This is a genomic window from Agromyces arachidis (assembly GCF_052805135.1).
In genome coordinates, this window is the sequence record NZ_JBRBDK010000011.1 from 1 (window position 1) to 22,571 (window position 22,571).

Consider the following 22,571-nt stretch of genomic DNA (forward strand, 5'->3'; position numbering starts at 1 on the left):
GGGGGGGGGGGGGGGGGGGGGGGGGGGGGGGGGGGGGGGGGGGGGGGGGGGGGGGTGGGGGGGGGGGGGGGGTGGGGGGGAGGGGGGGGGGGGGTAGGGGGGGGGGGGGGGGGGGACCCCCCCGCGCCGGGACCGCCTCCCGGCCCGCCCATGGGCGTAGCCTTGACGCCGTGGCCAGCGCGATCCCCACCCCGTACGAAGACCTGCTCCGAGACGTGCTCGAGCACGGCACGCCGAAGTCCGACCGCACCGGCACCGGAACGCGGAGCGTGTTCGGCCGCCAGATCCGGTTCGACCTGTCGCAGGGCTTCCCGCTCGTGACCACCAAGCGGGTCCACTTCAAGTCGATCGCGTACGAACTGCTCTGGTTCCTCCGGGGCGAGTCGAACGTCGGGTGGCTCCAGGAGCACGGCGTCACCATCTGGGACGAATGGGCGGATGCCTCGGGCGAGCTCGGCCCCGTGTACGGCGTGCAGTGGCGGAGCTGGCCGACGCCGTCGGGCGACCAGGTCGACCAGGTCGCCCAGGTGATCGAGCAGATCCGAACGAACCCCGACTCGCGCCGGCACATCGTCTCGGCGTGGAACCCGGCCGACATCCCGGACATGGCGCTCGCGCCGTGCCACGCGCTGTTCCAGTTCCACGTCGCCGACGGGCGACTGTCGTGCCAGCTCTACCAGCGCAGCGCCGACCTCTTCCTCGGCGTGCCGTTCAACATCGCCTCCTACGCCCTGCTCACGCACATGATCGCCCAGCAGACCGGCCTCGAGGTCGGCGACTTCGTGTGGACGGGCGGCGACTGCCACATCTACGACAACCACGTCGATCAGGTGACCGAGCAGCTCTCCCGCGAGCCCTTCCCGTACCCGACCCTCCGCATCGCGCGCCGACCCGACTCGATCGACGACTACCGCTTCGAGGACTTCGAGGTCGTCGGCTACGAGCACCACCCGGCGATCCGCGCGGCCGTCGCCGTATGAGCGACGCGTTCGACGACGCGGCCGCCCCGCGGATCGGCCTGATCTGGGCGGAGGCCCACGGGGGAGTGATCGGCGCCCGCGGCGGCATGCCCTGGCAGGTCCCGGAGGACCTCGCGCACTTCAAGCGCACCACGCACGGGGCCCCGGTCGTCATGGGCCGCCGCACGTGGGACTCGCTGCCGGAGCGGTTCCGGCCGCTGCCCGGCCGGGCGAACCTCGTCGTGACCCGGCAGGCCGACTGGCGCGCCGAGGGCGCCGTGCGGGCCGCGTCGGTCGACGAGGCGCTCGCGCTCGCGGCATCCGACGCCGACGACCGGATCTGGGTCATCGGCGGCGCCGAGCTCTTCGCGCGCACGATCGACCGCGCCGACCGCCTCGTGGTCACCGAGCTCGACCTCGACGTCGACGGCGACACGTTCGCGCCCGACCGGTCGGGCTGGCGCGTCGTTTCCGTCGATCCGGCCGACGGATGGCACAGCTCCCGCACCGGCATCCGCCACCGCTTCCTCACCCTCGAGCGCTGACCCCGGGTCCTCCTCGCCCCCCTCGCCGCCCGAGCCCCAACCCGGCGGATATACGATCCGGCGCGCCGCGGATCGCCGAGATTCGCCGGCGCGCCGGATCGTATATCCGCCGACCCGGACGGGTGACTCCTCCTCCTCAAGGCCGGGGAGGTGGCGCAGGCGCACGACGGCCGGCCGAGGAGGTCGCCTGAGCGCACGCGTCCCGCAGCATTGCGGGGTGCGGAGTCCCGGAGACGTTGCGGCATTGTGTGCTGAGCTCGGATCAGTCGCGCGACGTCGCGAATACCTCGCGAACGGCATCGACGACCGGTCCCTCCGACGTGCCCTTGCGGCCGGTGCGGTGATCCGGATCCGGCCCGGTCTGTACGCCTCGCCCGCTCTTCCGCGGCCCATCAGGACCGCGCTGCGGCACGGCGGCGTGCTCGGCTGCGTGTCCGTCGCGCGCCGGAAGGGCCTCTGGGTCCTTCCGCTCGACGACGACGTGCACGTGTCCCTTCCGCCGCACCGTCACGCACAGCCGCATGAGGGCTGCACGTGCGTGCAGCACTGGAACGAGCTCGCGCCGTCGCGCACCGAGGTCTCGCTCGTCGACGCGCTGCTGCAGATCCGCGGATGCCTCGGCGAGGACGCGTTCTTCGCCACCCTCGAGTCGGCGTTGCACCAGCGCGTCCTCTCCCGGCACGAGAGAGCCGAGCTTCGGGAACGGATGACCGAGTCCGCCCGGTGGCTCGTCGACCTCGCGCGCGCCGATGCCGGAAGCGGTCTCGAATCGCTCCTCCGGCTGCGCCTCCACCGCCTCGGGCTCACGCTGCGCACCCAGGTCGAGATCGCCGGCGTCGGTCGCGTCGACTTCGTCGTCGGGGACCGTCTCATCGTCGAGGTCGACGGCCGGAACGGGCACGATGACGCGTCCGACCGGCACAAGGACAGGGTGCGTGATGCGGTCGCGGCCGCTCATGGCTTCGACACCATCCGCTTCGACTACGACCTCGTGGTGCACGACTGGGCGACCGTGGAGGACGCCATCCTCGCCAAGGTCGGGCGCGGCCTGCACCTGGACTCCTGGGCCGAGCGGCGCCGCTCGGCCTGATCCGGCTCCGCTCCGCCTGATCCGGCGCCGCCCGCCTCGTCCCTCGACCGACCAAGACGGCGGATATACGATCCGACACGCGGGCAAGATCCAGCATTCACCGGCACGGCGGATCGTATATCCGCCGGCATGGTGGGCGGGCGGGCGGGCGTCACGGATCGGCTCGGTCAGCCGCGAACCGATAGCCTGTAGGGCGTGACTGCAGAGAACCCGTTCGGACAGGTGCTCGTCGCGCTCGTCACGCCCATGACGGCGGACGGCGAGGTCGACTGGCCCGCCGTCGAGAAGCACATCGACGACGTCATCGCCGCGGGCGCCGACGGCATCGTGGTCACCGGCACCACCGGCGAGACGTCGACCCTCACCGACCCGGAGAAGATCCGGCTCGTCGAGGTCGGCAAGGACGTGGCGGCCGGCCGGGCGAAGATCATCACCGGCGGCGGATCGAACGAGACCGCGCACGCCATCGAGCTGTACAAGCACAGCGAGCGTGCCGGCGCCGACGGCATCATGATCGTCACGCCGTACTACAACAAGCCGACGCAGGCCGGCATCCTGACGCACTTCCGGCTGGTCGCGGATGCCACGGACCTGCCCGTGATCCTCTACGACATCCCGGGCCGCACCGGCGTTCCGATCAAGTACGAGACGATCCTGCGCCTCGCGAAGCACCCGAACATCCTGGCCATCAAGGACGCCAAGGGCGACTTCTCCGAGGTCAGCCGCGTGCTCAACCAGACCGACCTCATGTACTTCTCCGGCGACGACGCCAACGTCCTGCCGCACCTCTCGATCGGCGCGACGGGACTCATCGGCGTGACCGCGAACATCGCGCCCGCGCCGTACCGGGCGATCGTCGACGCCGTCAACCGCGGCGACCTGGCGGCCGCGACCGCCGAGCACCGGCGCCTCGAGCCGCTGGTGCGGGCGGTGATGACGCACGTGCCCGGCACCGTCGCGGCGAAGTACATCCTGCACGGCCTCGGCCGGATCGGCAGCCCGCGCGTTCGGCTTCCGCTCGTCGGCCCCGAGGAGTGGGAGGCCGCGCTGATCGAGGACGAGATCGACCTCGTGCAGGGCATCCCCGGCGTCGACTTCCGCAACTTCCGCCCCGACCGCAACGCCGCCGCGGGCGGCGCGCTGCCGAAGGTGGCCGGCACCACGCGCTGACCGCGCCGGCGCGCGGCGGGCCCGCGGAGCGCGTACCACGAGACATCCGCGACCACGAGGGTCGCACCGAACTGAACACCGCGAATGTGAGGAGGGCACATGCCCGACGAAGTCATCGACCCCGCGCCGCTCGAAGCCGGCACGCTCCGCGTCATCCCGATCGGCGGCCTCGGCGAGGTCGGCCGCAACATGACGCTCTTCGAGATCGACGGCAAGCTGCTGATCGTCGACTGCGGCGTGCTCTTCCCCGAGGAGCACCAGCCGGGCGTCGACCTGATCCTGCCCGACTTCGGGTTCCTGCGCGACCGCCTCGACGACGTCGTCGCGGTCGTACTCACCCACGGCCACGAGGACCACATCGGTGCCGTGCCCTACCTGCTGAAGCTCCGCGCCGACATCCCGCTCGTGGGGTCCCAGCTGACCCTGGCGCTCGTCGAGGCGAAGCTCAAGGAGCACCGCATCCAGCCGTACAGCCTCACGGTGAAGGAGGGCCAGCACGAGACGCTCGGCCCGTTCGACCTCGAGTTCATCGCGGTCAACCACTCGATCCCCGACGCGCTGGCGGTGGCGATCCGAACGGATGCCGGCACCGTGCTGGCCACGGGCGACTTCAAGATGGACCAGCTCCCGCTGGACGGCCGCCTCACCGACCTGCGCGAGTTCGCCCGCCTCGGCGAGGAGGGCGTCGACCTGTTCATGGTCGACTCGACCAACGCGGACGTGCCCGGATTCACCCCGCTGGAGCGCGCCATCGGCCCGGTCCTCGACGAGGTCATCGCGCGCTCTCCGCGCCGCGTGATCGTCGCGAGCTTCTCCAGCCACGTGCACCGCGTGCAGCAGGTGCTCCACGCCGCGCACCAGAACGGTCGCCGCGTCGCGCTCCTGGGCCGCTCGATGGTGCGCAACATGACCATCGCGGCCGACCTCGGCTACCTCGACGTCCCGCCGGGCGTGCTGGTGGACTACAAGAAGGCCGGCGACATCCCCGACGACCGCATCGTCTACATGTCGACCGGGTCGCAAGGCGAGCCGATGGCGGTGCTCTCGCGGATGGCCAACCGCGACCACCAGATCGAGGTGGGGGAGGGCGACACCGTCATCCTCGCCTCGAGCCTCATCCCCGGCAACGAGAACGCCGTCTACCGCGTCATCGACGGGCTCACGAAGCTCGGAGCGAACGTCGTGCACAAGGGCAACGCGAAGGTGCACGTCTCCGGCCACGCCGCAGCGGGCGAGCTGCTGTACTGCTACAACATCCTGCAGCCGCGCAACGTCATCCCGATCCACGGCGAGTACCGGCACCTGGTGGCGAACGCGCGCCTCGCGCAGGACACCGGGATCCCCGCCGAGCGCACGTTCCTCGGCGAGAACGGCACGGTCTTCGACCTGCGCGACGGGCGGGTGACGGTGGCCGGCCAGCTCGACCTCGGCTTCGTGTACGTCGACGGCTCGACGGTGGGCGAGATCACCGACGCCGACCTGAAGGACCGCCGCATCCTCTCCGAGGAGGGATTCATCTCGGTCATCATCGTGGTCGACGCGAACACCGGCAAGGTCATCGTCGGCCCCGAGATCCACGCTCGCGGGTTCGCCGAGGACGACGCGGTGTTCGAGGACGTCAAGCCGAAGATCGTCGCCGCGCTCGCCGATGCCGCGCACCACGGCGTGCGCGATCCGCGGGCGCTCCAGCAGACGGTGCGCCGCACGCTGGGCAGCTGGGTCAACCGGCGCCTGCGCCGTCGGCCGATGCTCGTCCCGCTCGTCATCGAGGCCTAGGCGGCGAGCGGATGCCGCGCGGCATCCGCTCGCACGAAACATCGCCGTAACGGCGTTCGCGTACCCTCCGCGCATGGCGGAGTTCACGATCGCGCCTGCGGAGGCGGCCCACGGCGGATTCCTCGCCGACATGGTCGTCGAGGCCGCGAACTGGCGTCCCGGCGCCACCCGTCCGAGGCCAGTGGTGCTCGCCGATGCGCGGCACGCGGCGTACGTGGCCGGATGGCAGCGTCCCGCGGATCGCGGCGTGGTCGCGCTCGACGGCGACGGTCGACCGGTCGGCGCCGCCTGGTTCCGGCTCTTCGGGGCCGACCGGCCGTCGATGGGGTTCGTCGCCGCGGGGGTCCCCGAGCTGATCGTCGGCGTGCGTCCGCTGTGGCGGTCGCAGGGCGTCGGCCGCGCCCTCGTGCGGGCTCTGGCGGCCGAGGCCCGGGCCGGCGGGTACGCGCGACTGGCGCTCAGCGTGGAGCACGACAACTTCGCGCGGGAGCTCTACCGTTCGGAGGGGTTCGCGGTGGTGGCGTCGGCCTCGGGGCGCGACACGATGGTGCGTCGCCTGGCCTGATCGGCCGCCGCCGCGTCCGAACCGGCGCGGGCGACACTCGACCGGCCTGCGAGGCGGCGTCGGCGGTGGGCCGTAACGTGGAACGCATGGCTACGAGCACCAAGTCGAACGGCCGCGCCTCGGGTGCGTCCGGCCGCGGCTCGGGCGCGTCCGGCCGCGGCGCCTCGACCCGCACCGCGCCCACGAAGAAGCTGCCGGCGCAGCGATCGTCGACGCGGGCGTCGCGCACCCCGGCGCCGGACCGACCCGGCCTCCTCGTCCGCGCCTGGATGGGGCTGGCGCACCTGACCGGCGGTGCCGCACGTGCGCTCGGGCCCGAGACGCTCGCGCGCGAGGAGCGTCGCGACGGGCTGCCGTTCTTCCTGGTGCTGCTCGCCGTGGCCGGCGCCGTCGTCGAGTGGTTCCTGATCAACGACCCGGTCGCGCGCACGCTCGACGCGTACACGTTCGGCGGGCTCTTCGGACGGGTCGCGTTCGCGCTGCCGGTCGTGATGCTCATGTTCGCGGTCTGGCTGTTCCGCCACCCGAGCTCGGTGCACGACAACACGCGCATCGGGATCGGCCTCGGCATGCTGCTGGTCACCGTCTCGGGGCTCTGCCACCTCTTCGGCGGCCAGCCCTCGCCGAGCGCGGGCATGCCGGAGCTCGCCACCGCCGGCGGCATCCTCGGCTGGATGCTCGCGCAGCCGCTCGTCTTCCTCCTCACCGACGTCGGCGCCGCGATCACACTCGGCCTGCTCGGGATCCTGGCACTGCTGATCCTCACCAAGACGCCGCCGAACCGCATCCCGCAGCGGTTCCGCGAGCTGTACGAGTGGCTCTTCGGTGCGGTCGACCACGGCGAGGGGCAGTCCACCGCGTCGGATGGCGCCGAGAAGCCCAAGCGCCGCTCGCGGAAGGATCGAGCGGAGCAGGTCGAACTCGACGGGATCGACGACGACGAGCAGGCCGGCGGCGGCCTGCTGCCGTGGTGGCGTCGCAACTCGTCGAACCGCGAGGAGGACCCCGATTTCGAGGCCGCGGGCGCCGAGGGGCTGACCGAGGTGTTCGGCCAGGGGTCGGCAGCGGGCAGCTTCGACACCCCGCTCGAGGGCGCGCGGTCCGCCGGCGACGCCTACGGCGCCGGCGTGATCGACGACCTCGAACGTGCCGAGTCGGCCGTGCAGCAGGTCACGGGCGAACTGCCCCACGGCGGCACGGGGCTGCAGGCCGACGAGGCCGGCGCGGCGGTGCAGCCCCCGGCCGGCATCGAGCCCGCGGTCGCTGCGGGCGTCGTCGCCGTGGACGGCGCCGCGGGCGCCGCAGCGCCGTCCGACGCGACCCCGGTCGCTCCGGACGAGCCCGATCGGCCCTACCACCTGCCCGCGGCCTCGACGCTGGCGGCGGGTGCCCCGGCGAAGACGCGGTCCGCGGTCAACGACGACGTGGTGCGCCAGATCACGGCCGTCCTCGACCAGTTCAACGTCGACGCGAAGGTCACCGGCTTCTCCCGCGGGCCGACGGTGACCCAGTACGAGATCGAGCTCGGACCGGGCGTCAAGGTCGAACGCGTCACGGCGCTGTCGAAGAACCTCGCCTACGCGGTCGCGTCCAACGAGGTGCGCATCCTCTCGCCGATCCCGGGCAAGAGCGCCATCGGCGTCGAGATCCCGAACGCCGACCGCGAGACGGTCACGCTGGGCGACGTGCTGCGCTCCGGCGCGTCGGTGAACGCGAAGCACCCGATGACGATCGGCGTCGGCAAGGACGTCGGCGGCGGCTACGTGGTGGCCAACCTGGCCAAGATGCCGCACCTGCTCGTCGCCGGGTCGACCGGATCGGGCAAGTCGAGCTTCGTTAACTCGATGATCACCAGCCTCCTCATGCGTGCGAAGCCGTCCGAGGTGCGGATGGTCCTGATCGACCCGAAGCGCGTCGAACTCGCCCCGTACGCGGGCGTGCCGCACCTGATCACTCCCATCATCACGAACCCGAAGAAGGCCGCCGAGGCGCTCCAGTGGGTCGTGAAGGAGATGGACATGCGGTACGACGACCTCGCGTCGTTCGGCTTCCGGCACATCGACGACTTCAACAAGGCGGTGGTCGACGACGAGATCGTGCTCCCGGCCGGGTCGGAGCGCAAGCTCAAGCCCTATCCGTACCTGCTGGTGGTCGTCGACGAGCTCGCCGACCTCATGATGGTCGCGCCGCGAGACGTCGAGGACTCGATCGTGCGCATCACCCAGCTCGCCCGCGCCTCCGGCATCCACCTCGTGCTCGCGACCCAGCGACCGTCGGTGGACGTCGTCACCGGTCTCATCAAGGCGAACGTGCCGTCGCGGCTGGCGTTCGCGGTGACGAGCGTCACGGACTCGCGCGTCATCCTCGACCAGCCCGGCGCCGACAAGCTGATCGGCCAGGGCGACGCGCTCTTCCTGCCGATGGGCGCGTCCAAGCCGATCCGCGTGCAGGGCGCGTGGGTGACCGAGACCGAGATCGATCGCGTGGTGAAGCACGTGACGCGTCAGGCGCGGCCCGAGTACCGCAAGGACGTGGAGGCCGCCGTCGAGAAGAAGGAGATCGACTCCGACATCGGCGACGACCTCGAGCTGCTGCTCGCGGCGGCGGAGCTCGTGGTCTCGACGCAGTTCGGCTCGACGTCGATGCTGCAGCGCAAGCTCCGCGTCGGGTTCGCGAAGGCGGGCCGGCTCATGGACCTCCTCGAGTCGCGTGAGATCGTCGGCCCGTCGGAGGGGTCGAAGGCTCGCGACGTGCTCGTCACGCCCGAGCAGCTGCTCGGCGTGCTCGCGAAGCTGCGCGGCGAGGAGCCGGCGGGCCCGCCGGCGCCCGCCCCGGGCCAGGTCGCCGCGGCCCCCGTGGCCGACGACGGGGCGACCCAGGAGATCGGCGGGACGCCCGTCCCGCCGGCGCGGGACGCCGAGGCCGACGACCGGTACGACGACCCCGTCGGGCGCGCGACCCAGGGCCTCGAGGAGGTCGACGCGGACTCCGACGAGGACGCGTGGGGCCTCACCGGCCGCGACTGACCGGTGGGCCGGATGACCCGTGGGGCCGCGGCGGTCGCGCACTAGGCTGACCACATGAGTTCACCCACGGCCCGCGCTCGTTCGGCGAACTGGAACCTGCCGAACGCCATCACGGTCGTCCGGATCGTGATGGCCCCGGTCTTCTTCTGGCTCCTGCTCGCCGATGCCGGTTCCGACGGGGCCATGCGGTGGTGGGCCGCGGCCATCTTCATCGTCGCGATCTCGACGGACTGGGTCGACGGCTGGCTCGCCCGCCGCAACGGACTCGTGACCGACCTCGGCAAGCTCCTCGACCCGATCGCAGACAAGCTCCTGACGAGCGGTGCACTCGTGTGCCTGTCGATCCTGGGCGAGCTGCCGTGGTGGATCACGATCGTCATCGTGGTGCGCGAGGTCGGCATCACGGTGTGGCGCTTCGTCGAGCTCGGTCGCGGCACCGTCGTGCCCGCGTCGTCGGGCGGCAAGCTCAAGACCCTCACCCAGGCGATCGCCATCTCGTTGTTCCTCACCCCGCTCTGGACGCTCGTGGGCGACTGGATCGTCTGGGTCAACTGGGCGTTCATGATCGCCGCGCTCGTGCTGACGGTCTGGTCGGGCCTGCTCTACGTGCGCGATGCGATCCGCCTGTCGCGCGAGCACCGGGCCGAGTCGCGATGACCCGGGCGGCGGCCGATCCGACCTCGCCGCCCGCGACCACCGATGCCGCGGCGCTCGTCGCGCGGCTGACCGCGTCAGGTCGCACGATCGCCTGCGCCGAGTCGCTCACGGGCGGCCTCCTGGCCGCCACGCTCGTCGACGTCCCGGGCGCCTCTGCGACGTTCCTCGGCGGCATCGTCGCCTACGCCACCGACCTGAAGCGCGCGCTCGTCGACGTCGACGCGCACCTCCTCGCCGAGCGCGGTCCCGTGGATCATGAAGTCGCCGAGCAGCTCGCCGACCACGTCCGGTCGCTGTGCGCGGTGGACGGCCGGCCCGCAGACCTCGGGATCGGCACGACCGGCGTCGCCGGGCCGGACCCGCAGGACGGCCACCCGCCGGGTGCCGTCTTCATCGGGATCGCCTCGGCGCGCGGCGTGCGCTCGGTCGCCCTGCGCCTCGACGGAGACCGGTCGGCCGTCCGTCGAGCGACGGTCGCGCGAGCCCTCGCGGAGGCGATGCGGGAACTGGACGCGCTCGGCCCGCGAGCCGCGGAATAGCGCACGTGAACAGCCTGTTACAGGTGGCAGGTTCACAAGAAAAGTCCAGTGTGCGTCGGTAGGCTCGGTACATCGGGATGAGGAGCTAGACTGACCTCCCCGCACCGGCCCCGCAGGGGCCGCCGGCATCTGAGAGGGAGGTTCCGATGGTTCTGGTTCGACAGGAGATCGGCGACGTGCTCCGGGACTTCCGCCTGCAGAAGGGCCGCACCCTGCGTCAGGTCGCCAGCAAGGCGAGCGTCGCGCTCGGGTACCTCAGCGAGGTCGAGCGCGGTCAGAAGGAGGCTTCGAGCGAGATCCTCGCTTCCGTGGCCGAGGCGCTCGACACGCCCATCTCGGTGATCATGCACGAGGTCGGCGACCGCATCGCGGTCCTCGAGGGGCTCAGCACCCCGTCGGTGCCCGACAGCCTGCCCGACGACCTCGTCGCCGAGTTCGACGCGGACATGATGGTCCGCTGACCCGCAGACACCTGAATACGACTTCGGCCGGTCCTCGGACCGGCCGACGTCATGTCCGGAGGCATCCGTGAAGCGCAGCGAGTTCACCCTGGCGATCGAGCAGGAGTTCGGCGCCGCGTACGGCGGCGTCGTCGTGAACGACCTGGTGCTCGCCGAGGTCGGCGGACGCACGGCCGCCGAGGCGCTGGCCGACGGCGTCGCGCCACGCGACGTCTGGTTCGCGATCTGCCGCGCGACCGACGTCCCGGAGTCGCGTCGTCACGGTGCCGGGCGGCCGCTGCCGCGGGAGCGCGGCTGATCCTGCCGAAGACTCGTTCGACGCGCCGCGCGTGTCGTCGAACATCCGTTCGGTTCGCGCGCTAGGCTCCTGCACAGCGGAGGGGATGACGCACCCGTCCACATCACGTCGCCTCGGGCGACGGGATGTCGGTGGCCGGCCATACGGTCGAAGCGTCGGAACACACCGCCAACGCCTTGTCGCGAGACGTGCCGGGTCACGGCCCGGCACGCGGACCGACAGCCTAGAGGCAGCCGCACACGATCCCAAGGAGCACCGATGCCATCACCCGCAGACCGCGAGAAGGCCCTCGAGACCGCACTCGCCCAGATCGACCGCCAGTTCGGCAAGGGCTCGGTGATGCGCCTCGGCAGCGAGGAGCGCGCACCGGTCGAGATCATCCCCACCGGTTCGATCGCGCTCGACGTGGCGCTCGGCGTCGGCGGCCTCCCGCGAGGCCGAATCATCGAGATCTACGGCCCTGAATCCTCGGGAAAGACCACGCTCACGCTCCACGCGATCGCGAACGTGCAGCGCGCGGGCGGCATCGCGGCCTTCATCGACGCCGAGCACGCGCTCGACCCCGAGTACGCCAAGAAGCTCGGCGTCGACATCGACTCCCTCCTCGTCTCGCAGCCCGACACGGGCGAGCAGGCGCTCGAGATCGCCGACATGCTGATCCGATCCGGTTCGATCGACCTCGTCGTCATCGACTCGGTCGCCGCGCTCGTTCCGCGTGCGGAGATCGAAGGCGAGATGGGCGACTCCCACGTCGGCCTCCAGGCGCGCCTGATGTCGCAGGCCCTGCGCAAGCTGACCGGTGGCCTCAACCAGACCAAGACCACGGCGATCTTCATCAACCAGCTGCGTGAGAAGATCGGCGTCTTCTTCGGCAGCCCCGAGACGACCGCGGGCGGCAAGGCCCTGAAGTTCTACGCCTCGGTCCGGCTCGACATCCGTCGGATCGAGACGCTGAAGGACGGCACCGAGGCGGTGGGCAACCGCACGCGCGTGAAGGTCGTCAAGAACAAGATGGCGCCGCCGTTCAAGCAGGCCGAGTTCGACATCCTGTACGGCGTCGGGATCTCGCGAGAGGGCAGCCTCATCGACTACGGCGTCGACCAGGCCATCGTCAAGAAGTCGGGGGCCTGGTACACGTACGACGGGGACCAGCTCGGCCAGGGCAAGGAGAACGCGCGCAACTTCCTGCTGCAGAACCCCGACATCGCGGCCGACATCGAGCGCAAGATCCTCGCGAAGCTCGGCATCGGCCAGCCCGCGGCAGGGGCGGCACCGGTCGCGCCGGTCGCGAAGGTGGAGTCGCTCGCCGCGAAGCGCAAGGGCGCCTGAGCCCGCATCGCATGGACGAACAGCGGAATGACGGACTGGCTCCGGTCACCTATCTTCCGTGGGCCGCGCCGTCGCCTGAGCGAGGCGGCGGCGCGGCGGAATCGGCAGGCGACGGATCAGTCGAGCCCGATCACGGTGCCGGGTGGGGCGCACGGGCCGTCGACGAGCGGTCATCCGTCGTCGGAGGGCGCCACCCGGCCGGCCGCGGGCGTCGTGCGGGCGCGCCGCGTGGCGTGCCCGCCGCCGAAGGCGAGGTCCCGTCGGCGCCGCGTCGCGCGGGCCGCCGCGTGGCGGCCGTCGTCGACGACGAGCCGCGCGCCGAGACGGGCGTCGAGCGAGACGAGCGCATCGACCGGATGATCGTGGGCCGGCTCCGCCGGTCGTCGCTGTCGGTGGCCGAGGTGCGGTCGGCACTCGGCGAGCACGGTCTCGACGACGTCGAGGTCGAGGAGTGGGTCGAGCGCTACGAGCGACTGGGGTACCTCGACGACCGGCGCCTCGCGGAGCAGCTCGTGCACAGCCACGGCGTTCGTCGCGGGCGGGGGAGCGGCGCGCTGCTGCACGAACTCGGACGCCGAGGAATCGACGGCGACCTCGCACGCGCTGCGCTCGACGCGCTCGACCCCGATGTCGAGCTCGAGCATGCGACCGCGATCGCCGAGCGTCGCGTCCGCCAGCTCGCCGGGCTGGAACGATCGGTCGCACAGCGCCGGCTCACCGCCTTCCTCCTGCGTCGCGGGTACGGCAGCGAGGTCGTGCGCGAGGCGGTGCGCGTCGCGCTCGACGGCGACCCCGACTGACGGCTCGTAGACTGGTGCGATCATGAGCACCATCCACGAGGCGACGCGCGCGGCCGGCGCGGTCGACACCGTCGCGCCGCGCACGTACGAGGTCCGCACCTACGGGTGCCAGATGAACGTGCACGATTCCGAGCGGCTCAGCGGTTCGCTCGAAGCCGCCGGGTACGTCCCCGCCGACGGTGCCGAGCCCGACGTCGTCGTGATCAACACCTGCGCCGTTCGCGAGAACGCCGACAACAAGCTCTACGGCAACCTGGGCCATCTCGCCGGGGTGAAGCGCCGCCACGCCGGCATGCAGATCGCCGTCGGCGGATGTCTCGCCCAGAAGGACAAGAACGTCATCCTCGAGAAGGCCCCATGGGTCGACGTGGTGTTCGGCACGCACAACATGGGCTCGCTGCCGAGCCTCCTCGAGCGCGCGCGGCACAACGACGAGGCGCAGCTCGAGATCCTCGACGCGCTCGAGGTCTTCCCGTCGACGCTGCCCACCAAGCGCGACTCCACCTACTCGGGCTGGGTCTCGATCTCCGTGGGCTGCAACAACACCTGCACGTTCTGCATCGTGCCCGCCCTGCGCGGCAAGGAGAAGGACCGCCGGCCCGGCGAGATCCTCGCCGAGGTGCAGGCGCTCGTCGAGGACGGCGCGATCGAGGTCACGCTGCTCGGCCAGAACGTCAACTCCTACGGCGTCGAGTTCGGCGACCGGCACGCGTTCGGCAAGCTCCTGCGCGCCGCCGGCGAGATCGACGGGCTCGAGCGCATCCGGTTCACGAGCCCGCACCCGGCCGCGTTCACCGACGACGTCATCGAAGCCATGGCAGAGACGCCGAACGTGATGCCGCAGCTCCACATGCCGCTGCAGTCCGGCTCCGACCGGATCCTCAAGGCGATGCGCCGCTCGTACCGGTCCGAGAAGTTCCTCGGGATCCTCGATCGCGTTCGCGCGAGGATCCCGAACGCCGCGATCTCGACCGACATCATCGTCGGCTTCCCCGGCGAGACGGAAGAGGACTTCCAGGAGACCCTCCGCGTCGTCGAGGCCGCCCGGTTCGCGTCGGCCTTCACGTTCCAGTACTCCATCCGCCCCGGCACGCCCGCGGCGACCATGGAGGACCAGGTGCCGAAGGAGGTCGTGCAGGAGCGTTACGACCGGCTCATCGCACTGCAGGAGCGCATCTCGTGGGAGGAGAACCAGAAGCTCGTCGGCACCGCCGTCGAGGTGCTGGTCTCGACCGGCGAGGGCAAGAAGGATGCCGAGACGCACCGCATGAGCGGCCGAGCCGAGGACAGCCGGCTCGTCCACTTCGAGGTGCCCGCCGGCTCCGACCTGCCGCGCCCCGGCGACGTCGTCTCGGTCGTGATCACGCAGGCCGCGCCGTTCCACCTGCTCGCCGACTCGACCGACGGCAGCCCGTTGCGCATCCGCCGCACGCGTGCCGGCGACGCGTGGGACCGCGCGCAGGCCGAGAGCTGCGGCGTCCCCGTCGCGACCGGCGCCGCGGCATCCGCCCCCGGCCGCGTCGCGCTCGGCCTGCCGACCCTGCGCGTCGGGTCGGAACCGCTCACCTCGCCCGGCGTCGGGACCATGCCGATCTACGACCCGGCCGACGGCCTCCGCTGACGTGACGCTCATCGCGATCGTCGGCGCCACCGGCACCGGCAAGTCGCGCTTCGCCCTCGATCTCGCGCATGCCGTCGCCGCGCGGGGAGGGTTCGCCGAGGTCGTGAACGCCGACGCCATGCAGCTGTACCGCGGCATGGACATCGGCACCGCGAAGCTCGACCCCGACGAACGGGAGGGCGTGCCGCACCACCTCCTCGACGTCCTCGAGGTCACCGACGAGGCGTCCGTCGCCGCGTACCAGCGCGCCGCCCGCGCCGCGGTCGCCGACATCGGCGCTCGCGGAGGCGTCGCGCTGCTCACCGGGGGATCGGGCCTGTACGTGTCCAGCGTCATCCACGACCTCCGGTTCCCCGGCACGGATGCCGCGATCCGCGCCCGGCTCGAGCACGAGCTCGCCGAGTCCGGGCCCGGCCTCCTCCACCGGCGGCTCCGCGAGCTCGATGCGGCCACCGCGGCATCCGTCGACCCGCAGAACGGCCGCCGGATCGTGCGCGCGCTGGAGGTCATCGAGCTGACCGGGGAGCCGAAGGCGGCGCGCCTCCCGGATGAGCCCGTGGCGTGGCGACCCCACCGCATCGTGCACCTGCGCGGCGAGCGGGCGCGCCTCGTCGAGCGGCTCGACGCCCGCGCGCTCCGGATGTGGGCCGACGGACTCCTGGACGAGGTGCGCGGGCTCATCCCGCAGGGCATCGAGCGCGGCGTGACCGCGCGGAAGGCCATCGGCTACGCGCAGGCGCTCGCGGAGATCCACGGCGGGATGTCGCAGGCCGACGCGATCGCGGAGACCCAGGCCCTCACCCGCACCTACGCCCGCCGGCAGGTCGGGTGGTTCCGGCGGTACGCCGCGGCATCCGTCGTCGACGCCGACGACCCCGCCGCGCTCGCGGCCGAGGTGTCGCGGCAGGCCGCCGAGGGGTGACGCCCCGACGGTGAGCACGCCGCGCAGGACGGCGCCCCGCCGCTGCCTAGACTGGGGCGATGGTCTTCGATCTGCGGTTCACCAAGGGACACGGCACGGGCAACGACTTCGTGCTGTTCAGCGACCCCGACGGCGAGACCGACCTCACCCCGACCCGGATCGCGGCGGTGTGCGACCGGCACTTCGGGGTGGGGGCCGACGGCCTGATCCGCGCCGTGCGCTCCGAGCGCCTCGACGACGGCGCCGCGGCCCTCGCGGAGGATCCGCAGGCGACGTGGTTCATGGACTACTGGAACGCCGACGGGAGCCCGTCGGAGATGTGCGGCAACGGCATCCGCGTGTTCGTCCGCTACCTCATCGACCAGGGGCTGGTCGACCTCGGGCCCGACGAGTGGCTCGCGGTCGGGACCCGTGCCGGCGTGCGACGCGTCCGGGCGCTCGGCAACGGCGGCTTCGAGGCCGACCTCGGCCTGTGGCGCCTCGACGGCGGCCAGCCGCTCGTCCGAGCCAAGAACCTCCCGGTGGCCCGGCCCGGCCTCGGCATCGACGTAGGCAACCCGCACGTCGTGGTCGCGCTCGCCGACGACGACGAGCTCGACGGGCTCGACCTCGCCTACATCCCGCTCATCGAGCCGCAGCCGCAGGCCGGCGCGAACGTCGAGTTCGTGGTGCCCGCCGAGCCGCTCGTCGAGGGCGGGCGCGGCCGCATCCGCATGCGCGTGCACGAGCGCGGCTCCGGTGAGACGCTCTCGTGCGGTACCGGCGCCGTCGCCTCGGCGCTCGCGGTGCGGCACTGGGCCGGAGCGGGCGCGCCCACTGAGTGGGTCGTCCAGGTTCCGGGAGGCATCGTGGGCGTCCGGATGGCCGAGCAGGCCGACGGGGAGCACGTGCTGCTGTCGGGGCCGGCCGAACTCGTCTTCGACGGCGTGCTGAGCCTCGCCTGAGCGAGCGGATGCCGGCGGCCCGAGCCCCGGCGATCCGTACCGCGGCGGCGCGGCGGCGCCTCCCCAGATGCTCCGGCTCAGCGCCCTCGGGTCACCGTGAGCACGCGGAAGCCCTTCGACGTGGCGGCACGGGCGACGGTCCAGCCGTCCCCGAACTCCTCGGCGAGCCAGCGCTGGAGCGAGTCGGCGCCGAGGTTCTTCTGCACGACCAGCCACGCGGTGGCGCCGTCCGCGAGGTGCGGCAGCCAGCGGCGCAGCAGGGCGTGCAGCTCGGCCTTGCCGATGCGGATCGGCGGGTTGGACCAGATGGCGGCGAATCGCACGTCGGCGGGAACATCGTCGGGCGCGACGGCGTTGACCTTGTCGAGGCCCAACCGCCGCGCATTCCTCCGGACCAGGTCGAGCGCCCGCTCGTTCACGTCCACCGCCCACACCGTGGCATGCGGCGCCTCGAGCCCCATGGTCAGCGCGATCGGGCCCCAGCCCGATCCGAGGTCGAGCAGGTGGCCCGCCTGCGGCGCATCGGGCACCTCGTCGAGCAGCACGCGCGTGCCGAGGTCGAGATGGCCGGGGCTGAACACGCCGCCCGCCGTCACCACCTCGACGTCGCGGCCGGCGAGGCGCACGGGCACGGTCCGCAGGGCCCCCTGATCGGCGGGCTTGGACGAGAAGTAGTGCTCCTGCGGCATACACGGGAACCTATCGCACGAACGGAAGTAGGCTGGACCTGATGAACGACGCTGCACACGAGCCCTCCGACGACGCGGTCGAGCGCGTGCTGCGCAGCGCGGAGACGCGCGCCGGTGTCGCGCGATTCGGCGGCGCCGACGCCACCTCGATCCAGCGCGACGGCGACGGGCGCGCGCGCGAGGCGGACGGGTACGACGGGTACGACGGCGAGCAGTACGACCGCGAGGAGCGTGCGGCGCTCCGCCGCGTCGGCGGCCTGTCGACCGAACTCGAGGACGTCACCGAGGTCGAGTACCGGCAGCTGCGCCTGGAGAACGTCGTGCTCATCGGCGTGTACCCGCAGGGCTCGCTCGAGGATGCCGAGAACTCGCTCCGCGAGCTCGCCGCGCTCGCCGAGACGGCCGGAGCGCGCGTGCTCGACGGCGTGCTGCAGCGCCGTCCGCATCCGGACCCCAGCACGTACCTCGGCCGCGGGAAGACCGAGGAGCTGCGGCACGTGGTCGCCGCGCTCGGTGCGGACACCGTGGTCGCCGACACCGAGCTCGCTCCGAGCCAGCGCCGTGCGCTCGAGGACGCGGTCAAGGTCAAGGTCATCGACCGCACCGCGGTGATCCTCGACATCTTCAGCCAGCACGCGAAGAGCCGCGAGGGCAAGGCGCAGGTCGAGCTCGCGCAGCTCGAGTACCTGCTTCCGCGCCTGCGCGGTTGGGGCGAGTCGATGTCCCGCCAGGCCGGTGGCCAGGTGGGCGGCGCGGGCGCCGGCATGGGCTCCCGTGGTCCCGGTGAGACGAAGATCGAACTCGACCGTCGACGGATCCACACCCGCATGGCGAGGCTGCGCCGGCAGATCGCGGGCATGAAGCCCGCGCGCGACGCCAAGCGCGCCAACCGCAAGCGCAACGCCGTGCCGTCGGTCGCGATCGCGGGGTACACGAACGCGGGCAAGTCGAGCCTGCTCAACCGCATCACGGGAGCGGGCGTGCTCGTCGAGAACGCGCTGTTCGCGACGCTCGATGCGACCGTGCGCCGCAACACGACGGCCGACGGACGCATCTACACGATCGCCGACACGGTCGGCTTCGTGCGGAACCTGCCGCACCAGCTGGTCGAGGCGTTCCGCTCGACGCTCGAGGAGGTCGGCGACGCCGACCTGATCGTGCACGTCGTCGACGCGGCGCACCCCGACCCCGCGCAGCAGATCGCCACGGTGCGCGACGTCATCGGCGAGGTGGGCGCACGCGACATCCCCGAGCTCGTCGTCTTCAACAAGGCCGACCTCATCGCGCCCGAGGACCGCCTGGTCCTGCAGGGCCTCGAGCCGAACGCGGTGTTCGCGTCCGCGCGCACGGGCGAGGGCGTCGCCGAGGTGCTCGCCGCGATCGGGCGCATGCTGCCCGATCCCGCCGTCGAGGTCGACCTCCTCGTGCCGTACGACCGGGGCGACGTCATCTCGGCGCTGCACGAGGGCGGTCGCGTGCTCTCCACCGACTACGTCGAGGACGGCACGCGGATCCGGGCGCTCGCCTCGCCCGAGCAGGCCGCGCAGCTCGAGGAGTTCCGCGCCGAGGCGCTCGCGTAGCATCCGCTCGATCGCCCCGTCGCGGCGCCGTCCGAGTCACGCGTCGTAACACCGGGGCGGATGCCGCGAACGCGGCGTATCGTCGCACCTGATCGTGGCGAGCGGCCGGATGCCGCCCGCCTGGAGCGACCGCCGAGCCCGGCACCCGCCCGCGAGACCCGCCTGCCGTTCCGGCCGGTCGGGCGCGGCGTGCCGTGCACTCGACCGACCCGGAACTGCTCGCCACCTGGAGCGACATGACCGGAACCGAGCCCGACGGCCCCGCCGCCCGGCCGCGCGTGCCGATCTCGTTCGAGCTGTTCCCGCCGCGCTCCGACGCGGCGGCGATCGCGCTCGGCCGCACCATCGACCGCCTCGCGGAGGTCGAGCCCGCCTTCATCTCGGTCACGTTCGGCGCGGGCGGGTCGAGCCGCGATCGCTCGCTGACCGTGCTCCGGTACATGCTCGAGCAGACGAGCGTCGAGCCCATGGCCCACCTGACGTGCGTCGGTTCGAGCCACGCCGAGGCGAACCGGCTCGTGCGCGAGTTCCTCGACGCCGGCGTCACGAGCTTCCTGGCGCTGCGCGGCGATCCGCCCGCGGGCACCGCCGACGCGGAGGACGCGATCGGCGACCTGCACAGCGCCGCCGAGCTGGTGCAGCTGATCCACCGCGTCCAGGAGGAGCGCGAGCCGTTCGGCCAGTCGCGCATTCCGGGCATGCCCGGCGTCACTGCCATCCGGGAGCGACCGCGACCGGAGCGCGTCGCGGTCGCCGCGTTCCCCGGCGGCCACCCGCGTTCGCGGGGATCGAGCCACGACGTCGACGTGCTGCTCGCGAAAGAGGTCGCGGGAGCGAACCTCGCGATCACGCAGCTGTTCTGGCACGCCGACGACTACCTGTCGTTCGTGCGACGTGCCCGTGCCGGCGGCGTGACCATCCCGATCCTGCCGGGCATCATGCCGGTGACGACGCCCGCGCGCCTGGGTCGGCTGGAGCAGCTCACCGGCGTTCCGGCGCCTGCCGGACTCGCGATCGACCTCGAGATCGAGCCCGACGCGGGCGCCCAGTTCGCGCTCGGCGTCGAGTACGCCGCGAAGCTCGCCGACGAGGTGCTCGCGGGCGGCGCGCCCGGCCTCCACCTGTACACGTTCAACCGCCACGAGGCCGTGCTCGCCGTGCTCGACCGGCTCGGCCTCGTAAACGCCCCCGCCCATGCGGGCACCGAGAGGAACACGAGAGAACGATGACCGCACCCGCCTTCCCCACCGGAACGATCCTCGGCTACCCGCGCATCGGGCGCCGCCGCGAGCTGAAGCACGCCGTCGAGGCGTTCTGGGCGGGCCGGATCGACGCCGACGAGCTCGAGCGCACGGCCGCGGCCCTGCGCGCCGCCACGCGCGAACGCCTCGCCGCGCTCGGGCTCGGCCGCACGGACTCGGCGATCCCCGAGTCATTCTCGTACTACGACCAGGTGCTCGACGCGGCCGTCGCCCTGGGCGCGGTCCCGGCGCGCTTCGAGCGCCTGCTCGACGCCGACGGCCGGCTCGACCTCGCGGGCACCTTCACGGTCGCCCGCGGCGAGGGTGCCGACGCGCCGCTCGAGATGACCAAGTGGTTCGACTCGAACTACCACTACCTCGTGCCCGAGATCGGGCCGGATACCGCGTTCGCGCCGCACGCCGATGCGCTCGTCGCCCAGGTGCGCGAGGCGCGCGAGGCGGGGTTCGTCACGCGTCCGGTGCTCGTCGGCCCGGTCACGTTCCTCCTGCTCTCGAAGGCGGCGGATGGCGCGCCCGACGGCTTCCGTCCGCTCGACCGCCTCGCCGACCTCGTGCCCGTCTACCGCGCGCTCCTGGCCGAACTCGCCGCCGCGGGCGCGGAGTGGGTGCAGCTCGACGAGCCCGGTCTCGTCAGCGAGAGCCTCGACGAGCCGCGCGGCCGGGTGCTCGAGGCCGTCGCGGAGGCGTACGACGCGCTCGGCGCGGCCGACGCGCGCCCGGCGATCTTCGTCGCGGCACCGTACGGCGACCTCGGGGATGCGCTGCCGGCGCTCGCGGCGACGCCGGTCGAGGCCATCGGCCTGGATCTCGTCCGCGGCGACCTCCCCGCGCAGCTCGATCCGGCGACGGAGGAGGCGCTCGCCGCGAAGACGCTCGTCGCGGGCGTCGTCGACGGCCACAACATCTGGCGCGGCGACCTCGCGCACGCGTTCGCCCGCGCCGAGGCGGTCCGCTCGTTCTCGGGATCCGTCGCCGTGTCGACCTCGACGTCGCTCCTGCACGTGCCGCACGACGTCGACGAGGAGACCGCGCTGGACCCGCGACTCGCCGGCTGGCTCGCGTTCGCCGACCAGAAGGTCGCACAGGTCGCGACGCTCGCGCGCGGCTTCGCCGAGGGACGCGAGGCGATCGCGGCCGACCTCGACGCGGCATCCGTCGCCCTCGCCGACCGAGCCGCCGCGCCGGGCGTGCGCGTGCCGGCCGTGCGCGACCGCCTCGCCGCGCTCGACGCCGCCGCATTCGCCCGCGCGGCGTACGACGATCGGGTCGCCGCGCAGGAGGACCTCGCGCTGCCGGCGCTGCCGACCACGACCATCGGGTCGTTCCCGCAGACCGCCGACATCCGCCGCGCCCGGGCCCGCCTGGTGAAGGGCGAGTTGACGGATGCGGCATATCGCGAGCTCATGCGCGAGGAGATCGCGCGCGTCATCCGCCTGCAGGAGGACCTCGGCCTCGACGTGCTCGTGCACGGGGAGCCCGAGCGCAACGACATGGTGCAGTACTTCGCCGAGCTGCTCGACGGCTTCGCGGTCACGCAGCACGGCTGGGTGCAGTCGTACGGCTCGCGGTGCACGCGCCCGTCGATCCTGTGGGGCGACGTGTCGCGGCCCGCTCCGATGACCGTGGAGTGGTCGGCGCACGCCCAGTCGCTCACGGCCAAGCCGGTGAAGGGCATGCTCACGGGGCCGGTCACGATCCTCGCGTGGTCGTTCGTGCGCGACGACCAGCCGCTCGGCGACACCGCCCGGCAGGTCGCGCTCGCGCTGCGCGACGAGATCGGCGACCTCGAGGAGGCCGGCATCCGCGTCATCCAGGTCGACGAGCCCGCGCTGCGCGAACTGCTGCCGCTGAAGCGCGCCGACCAGCCGGCGTACCTCGACTGGTCGGTCGGCGCGTTCCGCCTCGCCACGGGAGGTGCCGCGCCCGCGACGCAGGTGCACACGCACCTCTGCTACTCGGAGTTCGGCGTCGTCATCGACGCGATCCGCGAGCTCGACGCCGACGTGACCTCGATCGAGGCGGCGCGCAGCCGCATGGAGGTCGTCGGCGACCTCGCGGCGAGCGGCTTCGACCACGGCGTGGGCCCGGGTGTCTACGACATCCACTCGCCGCGCGTGCCGAGCGTCGAGGAGGTGCGCTCGCTCCTCGAGCGCGCGGTCGACGGCGTGCCGGCCGGTCGCCTCTGGGTGAACCCCGACTGCGGACTGAAGACGCGAGGCTACGACGAGACGGTCGCGTCGCTCGCGAACATCGTCGAGGCGGCGCGCTCGGTGCGCGCAGGGATCGCGGTGGCGTCCGCGTGAGGTGCGCGAGGGCGGATGACGCGCTCGACTCCGCG

The 22,571-nt window shown here is 72.5% G+C and carries 20 protein-coding genes; 19 read left to right on the plus strand and 1 reads right to left on the minus strand.

Features of this window, described 5'->3' with window-relative positions; all coding sequences use genetic code 11:
* The first annotated feature begins 170 nt into the window (after window positions 1-170).
* The 16 genes from ACUY4T_RS13165 (at window position 171) to dapF (ending at window position 16,702) form a co-directional block, all read left to right on the plus strand.
* Window positions 171-980: a thymidylate synthase gene (locus ACUY4T_RS13165; RefSeq protein WP_446019419.1), complete on the plus strand. Its 810-nt coding sequence runs from the start codon at window positions 171-173 to the stop codon at window positions 978-980.
* Window positions 977-1,504, plus strand: coding sequence for a dihydrofolate reductase (locus ACUY4T_RS13170; RefSeq protein WP_446019420.1), 528 nt, complete (start codon window positions 977-979; stop codon window positions 1,502-1,504). The genes ACUY4T_RS13165 and ACUY4T_RS13170 overlap by 4 nt, the downstream gene beginning before the upstream one ends.
* Window positions 1,505-2,042: 538 nt before the next feature.
* Window positions 2,043-2,594, plus strand: coding sequence for an endonuclease domain-containing protein (locus tag ACUY4T_RS13175; RefSeq protein ID WP_446019421.1), 552 nt, complete (start codon window positions 2,043-2,045; stop codon window positions 2,592-2,594).
* Window positions 2,595-2,789: 195 nt separating this feature from the next.
* Window positions 2,790-3,764, plus strand: a complete 975-nt coding sequence (gene dapA, locus ACUY4T_RS13180; protein WP_446019422.1) for a 4-hydroxy-tetrahydrodipicolinate synthase — start codon at window positions 2,790-2,792, stop codon at window positions 3,762-3,764.
* 99 nt (window positions 3,765-3,863) lie between these two features.
* A complete protein-coding gene (locus ACUY4T_RS13185; protein ID WP_446019423.1) occupies window positions 3,864-5,540 on the plus strand; it encodes a ribonuclease J in 1,677 nt (558 codons plus the stop codon).
* A 73-nt stretch (window positions 5,541-5,613) separates the two neighbouring features.
* Window positions 5,614-6,105 carry a GNAT family N-acetyltransferase gene (locus ACUY4T_RS13190; RefSeq protein ID WP_446019424.1) on the plus strand — a complete coding sequence of 164 codons (492 nt, stop codon included), beginning with the start codon at window positions 5,614-5,616 and terminating at the stop codon, window positions 6,103-6,105.
* Window positions 6,106-6,191: 86 nt separating this feature from the next.
* Complete coding sequence (locus ACUY4T_RS13195; RefSeq protein ID WP_446019425.1) at window positions 6,192-9,131, plus strand: FtsK/SpoIIIE family DNA translocase; 2,940 nt, start codon at window positions 6,192-6,194, stop codon at window positions 9,129-9,131.
* Window positions 9,132-9,185: 54 nt separating this feature from the next.
* On the plus strand, window positions 9,186-9,788 hold the full coding sequence (pgsA, locus tag ACUY4T_RS13200; RefSeq protein WP_446019426.1) for a CDP-diacylglycerol--glycerol-3-phosphate 3-phosphatidyltransferase: 603 nt from the start codon (window positions 9,186-9,188) through the stop codon (window positions 9,786-9,788).
* Window positions 9,785-10,327 carry a CinA family protein gene (locus ACUY4T_RS13205; protein ID WP_446019427.1) on the plus strand — a complete coding sequence of 181 codons (543 nt, stop codon included), beginning with the start codon at window positions 9,785-9,787 and terminating at the stop codon, window positions 10,325-10,327. The genes pgsA and ACUY4T_RS13205 overlap by 4 nt, the downstream gene beginning before the upstream one ends.
* A gap of 146 nt (window positions 10,328-10,473) precedes the next feature.
* Window positions 10,474-10,788, plus strand: a complete 315-nt coding sequence (locus ACUY4T_RS13210; protein WP_067949248.1) for a helix-turn-helix domain-containing protein — start codon at window positions 10,474-10,476, stop codon at window positions 10,786-10,788.
* 67 nt (window positions 10,789-10,855) lie between these two features.
* Window positions 10,856-11,086, plus strand: a complete 231-nt coding sequence (locus tag ACUY4T_RS13215) for a DUF3046 domain-containing protein (RefSeq protein WP_446019428.1) — start codon at window positions 10,856-10,858, stop codon at window positions 11,084-11,086.
* A 258-nt stretch (window positions 11,087-11,344) separates the two neighbouring features.
* Window positions 11,345-12,415, plus strand: coding sequence for a recombinase RecA (gene recA / locus ACUY4T_RS13220; protein ID WP_446019429.1), 1,071 nt, complete (start codon window positions 11,345-11,347; stop codon window positions 12,413-12,415).
* A gap of 233 nt (window positions 12,416-12,648) precedes the next feature.
* Window positions 12,649-13,215: a regulatory protein RecX gene (locus ACUY4T_RS13225; protein WP_446019430.1), complete on the plus strand. Its 567-nt coding sequence runs from the start codon at window positions 12,649-12,651 to the stop codon at window positions 13,213-13,215.
* 22 nt (window positions 13,216-13,237) lie between these two features.
* The gene (gene miaB / locus ACUY4T_RS13230; RefSeq protein WP_446019431.1) at window positions 13,238-14,836 is read left to right on the plus strand and encodes a tRNA (N6-isopentenyl adenosine(37)-C2)-methylthiotransferase MiaB; all 1,599 of its coding nucleotides are present in this window, start codon (window positions 13,238-13,240) and stop codon (window positions 14,834-14,836) included.
* 1 nt (window position 14,837) lies between these two features.
* A complete protein-coding gene (gene miaA, locus ACUY4T_RS13235) occupies window positions 14,838-15,758 on the plus strand; it encodes a tRNA (adenosine(37)-N6)-dimethylallyltransferase MiaA (protein ID WP_446019432.1) in 921 nt (306 codons plus the stop codon).
* Window positions 15,759-15,817: 59 nt separating this feature from the next.
* A complete protein-coding gene (gene dapF / locus ACUY4T_RS13240) occupies window positions 15,818-16,702 on the plus strand; it encodes a diaminopimelate epimerase (protein ID WP_446019433.1) in 885 nt (294 codons plus the stop codon).
* 77 nt (window positions 16,703-16,779) lie between these two features.
* Here the strand turns inward: dapF and ACUY4T_RS13245 are convergent, their stop codons facing one another.
* A complete protein-coding gene (locus ACUY4T_RS13245) occupies window positions 16,780-17,391 on the minus strand; it encodes a class I SAM-dependent methyltransferase (protein WP_446019434.1) in 612 nt (203 codons plus the stop codon).
* A gap of 41 nt (window positions 17,392-17,432) precedes the next feature.
* On the opposite strand from ACUY4T_RS13245, the gene hflX reads away from it, so the two are divergent.
* The 3 genes from hflX (at window position 17,433) to metE (ending at window position 22,536) form a co-directional block, all read left to right on the plus strand.
* Window positions 17,433-18,971 (plus strand): GTPase HflX, encoded by a 1,539-nt coding sequence (gene hflX / locus ACUY4T_RS13250; protein ID WP_446019435.1) that lies wholly within the window; start codon window positions 17,433-17,435, stop codon window positions 18,969-18,971.
* Between the two features lie 194 nt (window positions 18,972-19,165).
* Entirely contained in the window at window positions 19,166-20,200 is a 1,035-nt protein-coding gene (locus ACUY4T_RS13255; RefSeq protein WP_446019436.1) for a methylenetetrahydrofolate reductase, read from the plus strand.
* A complete protein-coding gene (gene metE / locus ACUY4T_RS13260; protein WP_446019437.1) occupies window positions 20,197-22,536 on the plus strand; it encodes a 5-methyltetrahydropteroyltriglutamate--homocysteine S-methyltransferase in 2,340 nt (779 codons plus the stop codon). The genes ACUY4T_RS13255 and metE overlap by 4 nt, the downstream gene beginning before the upstream one ends.
* The last annotated feature ends 35 nt before the right edge of the window (window positions 22,537-22,571 follow it).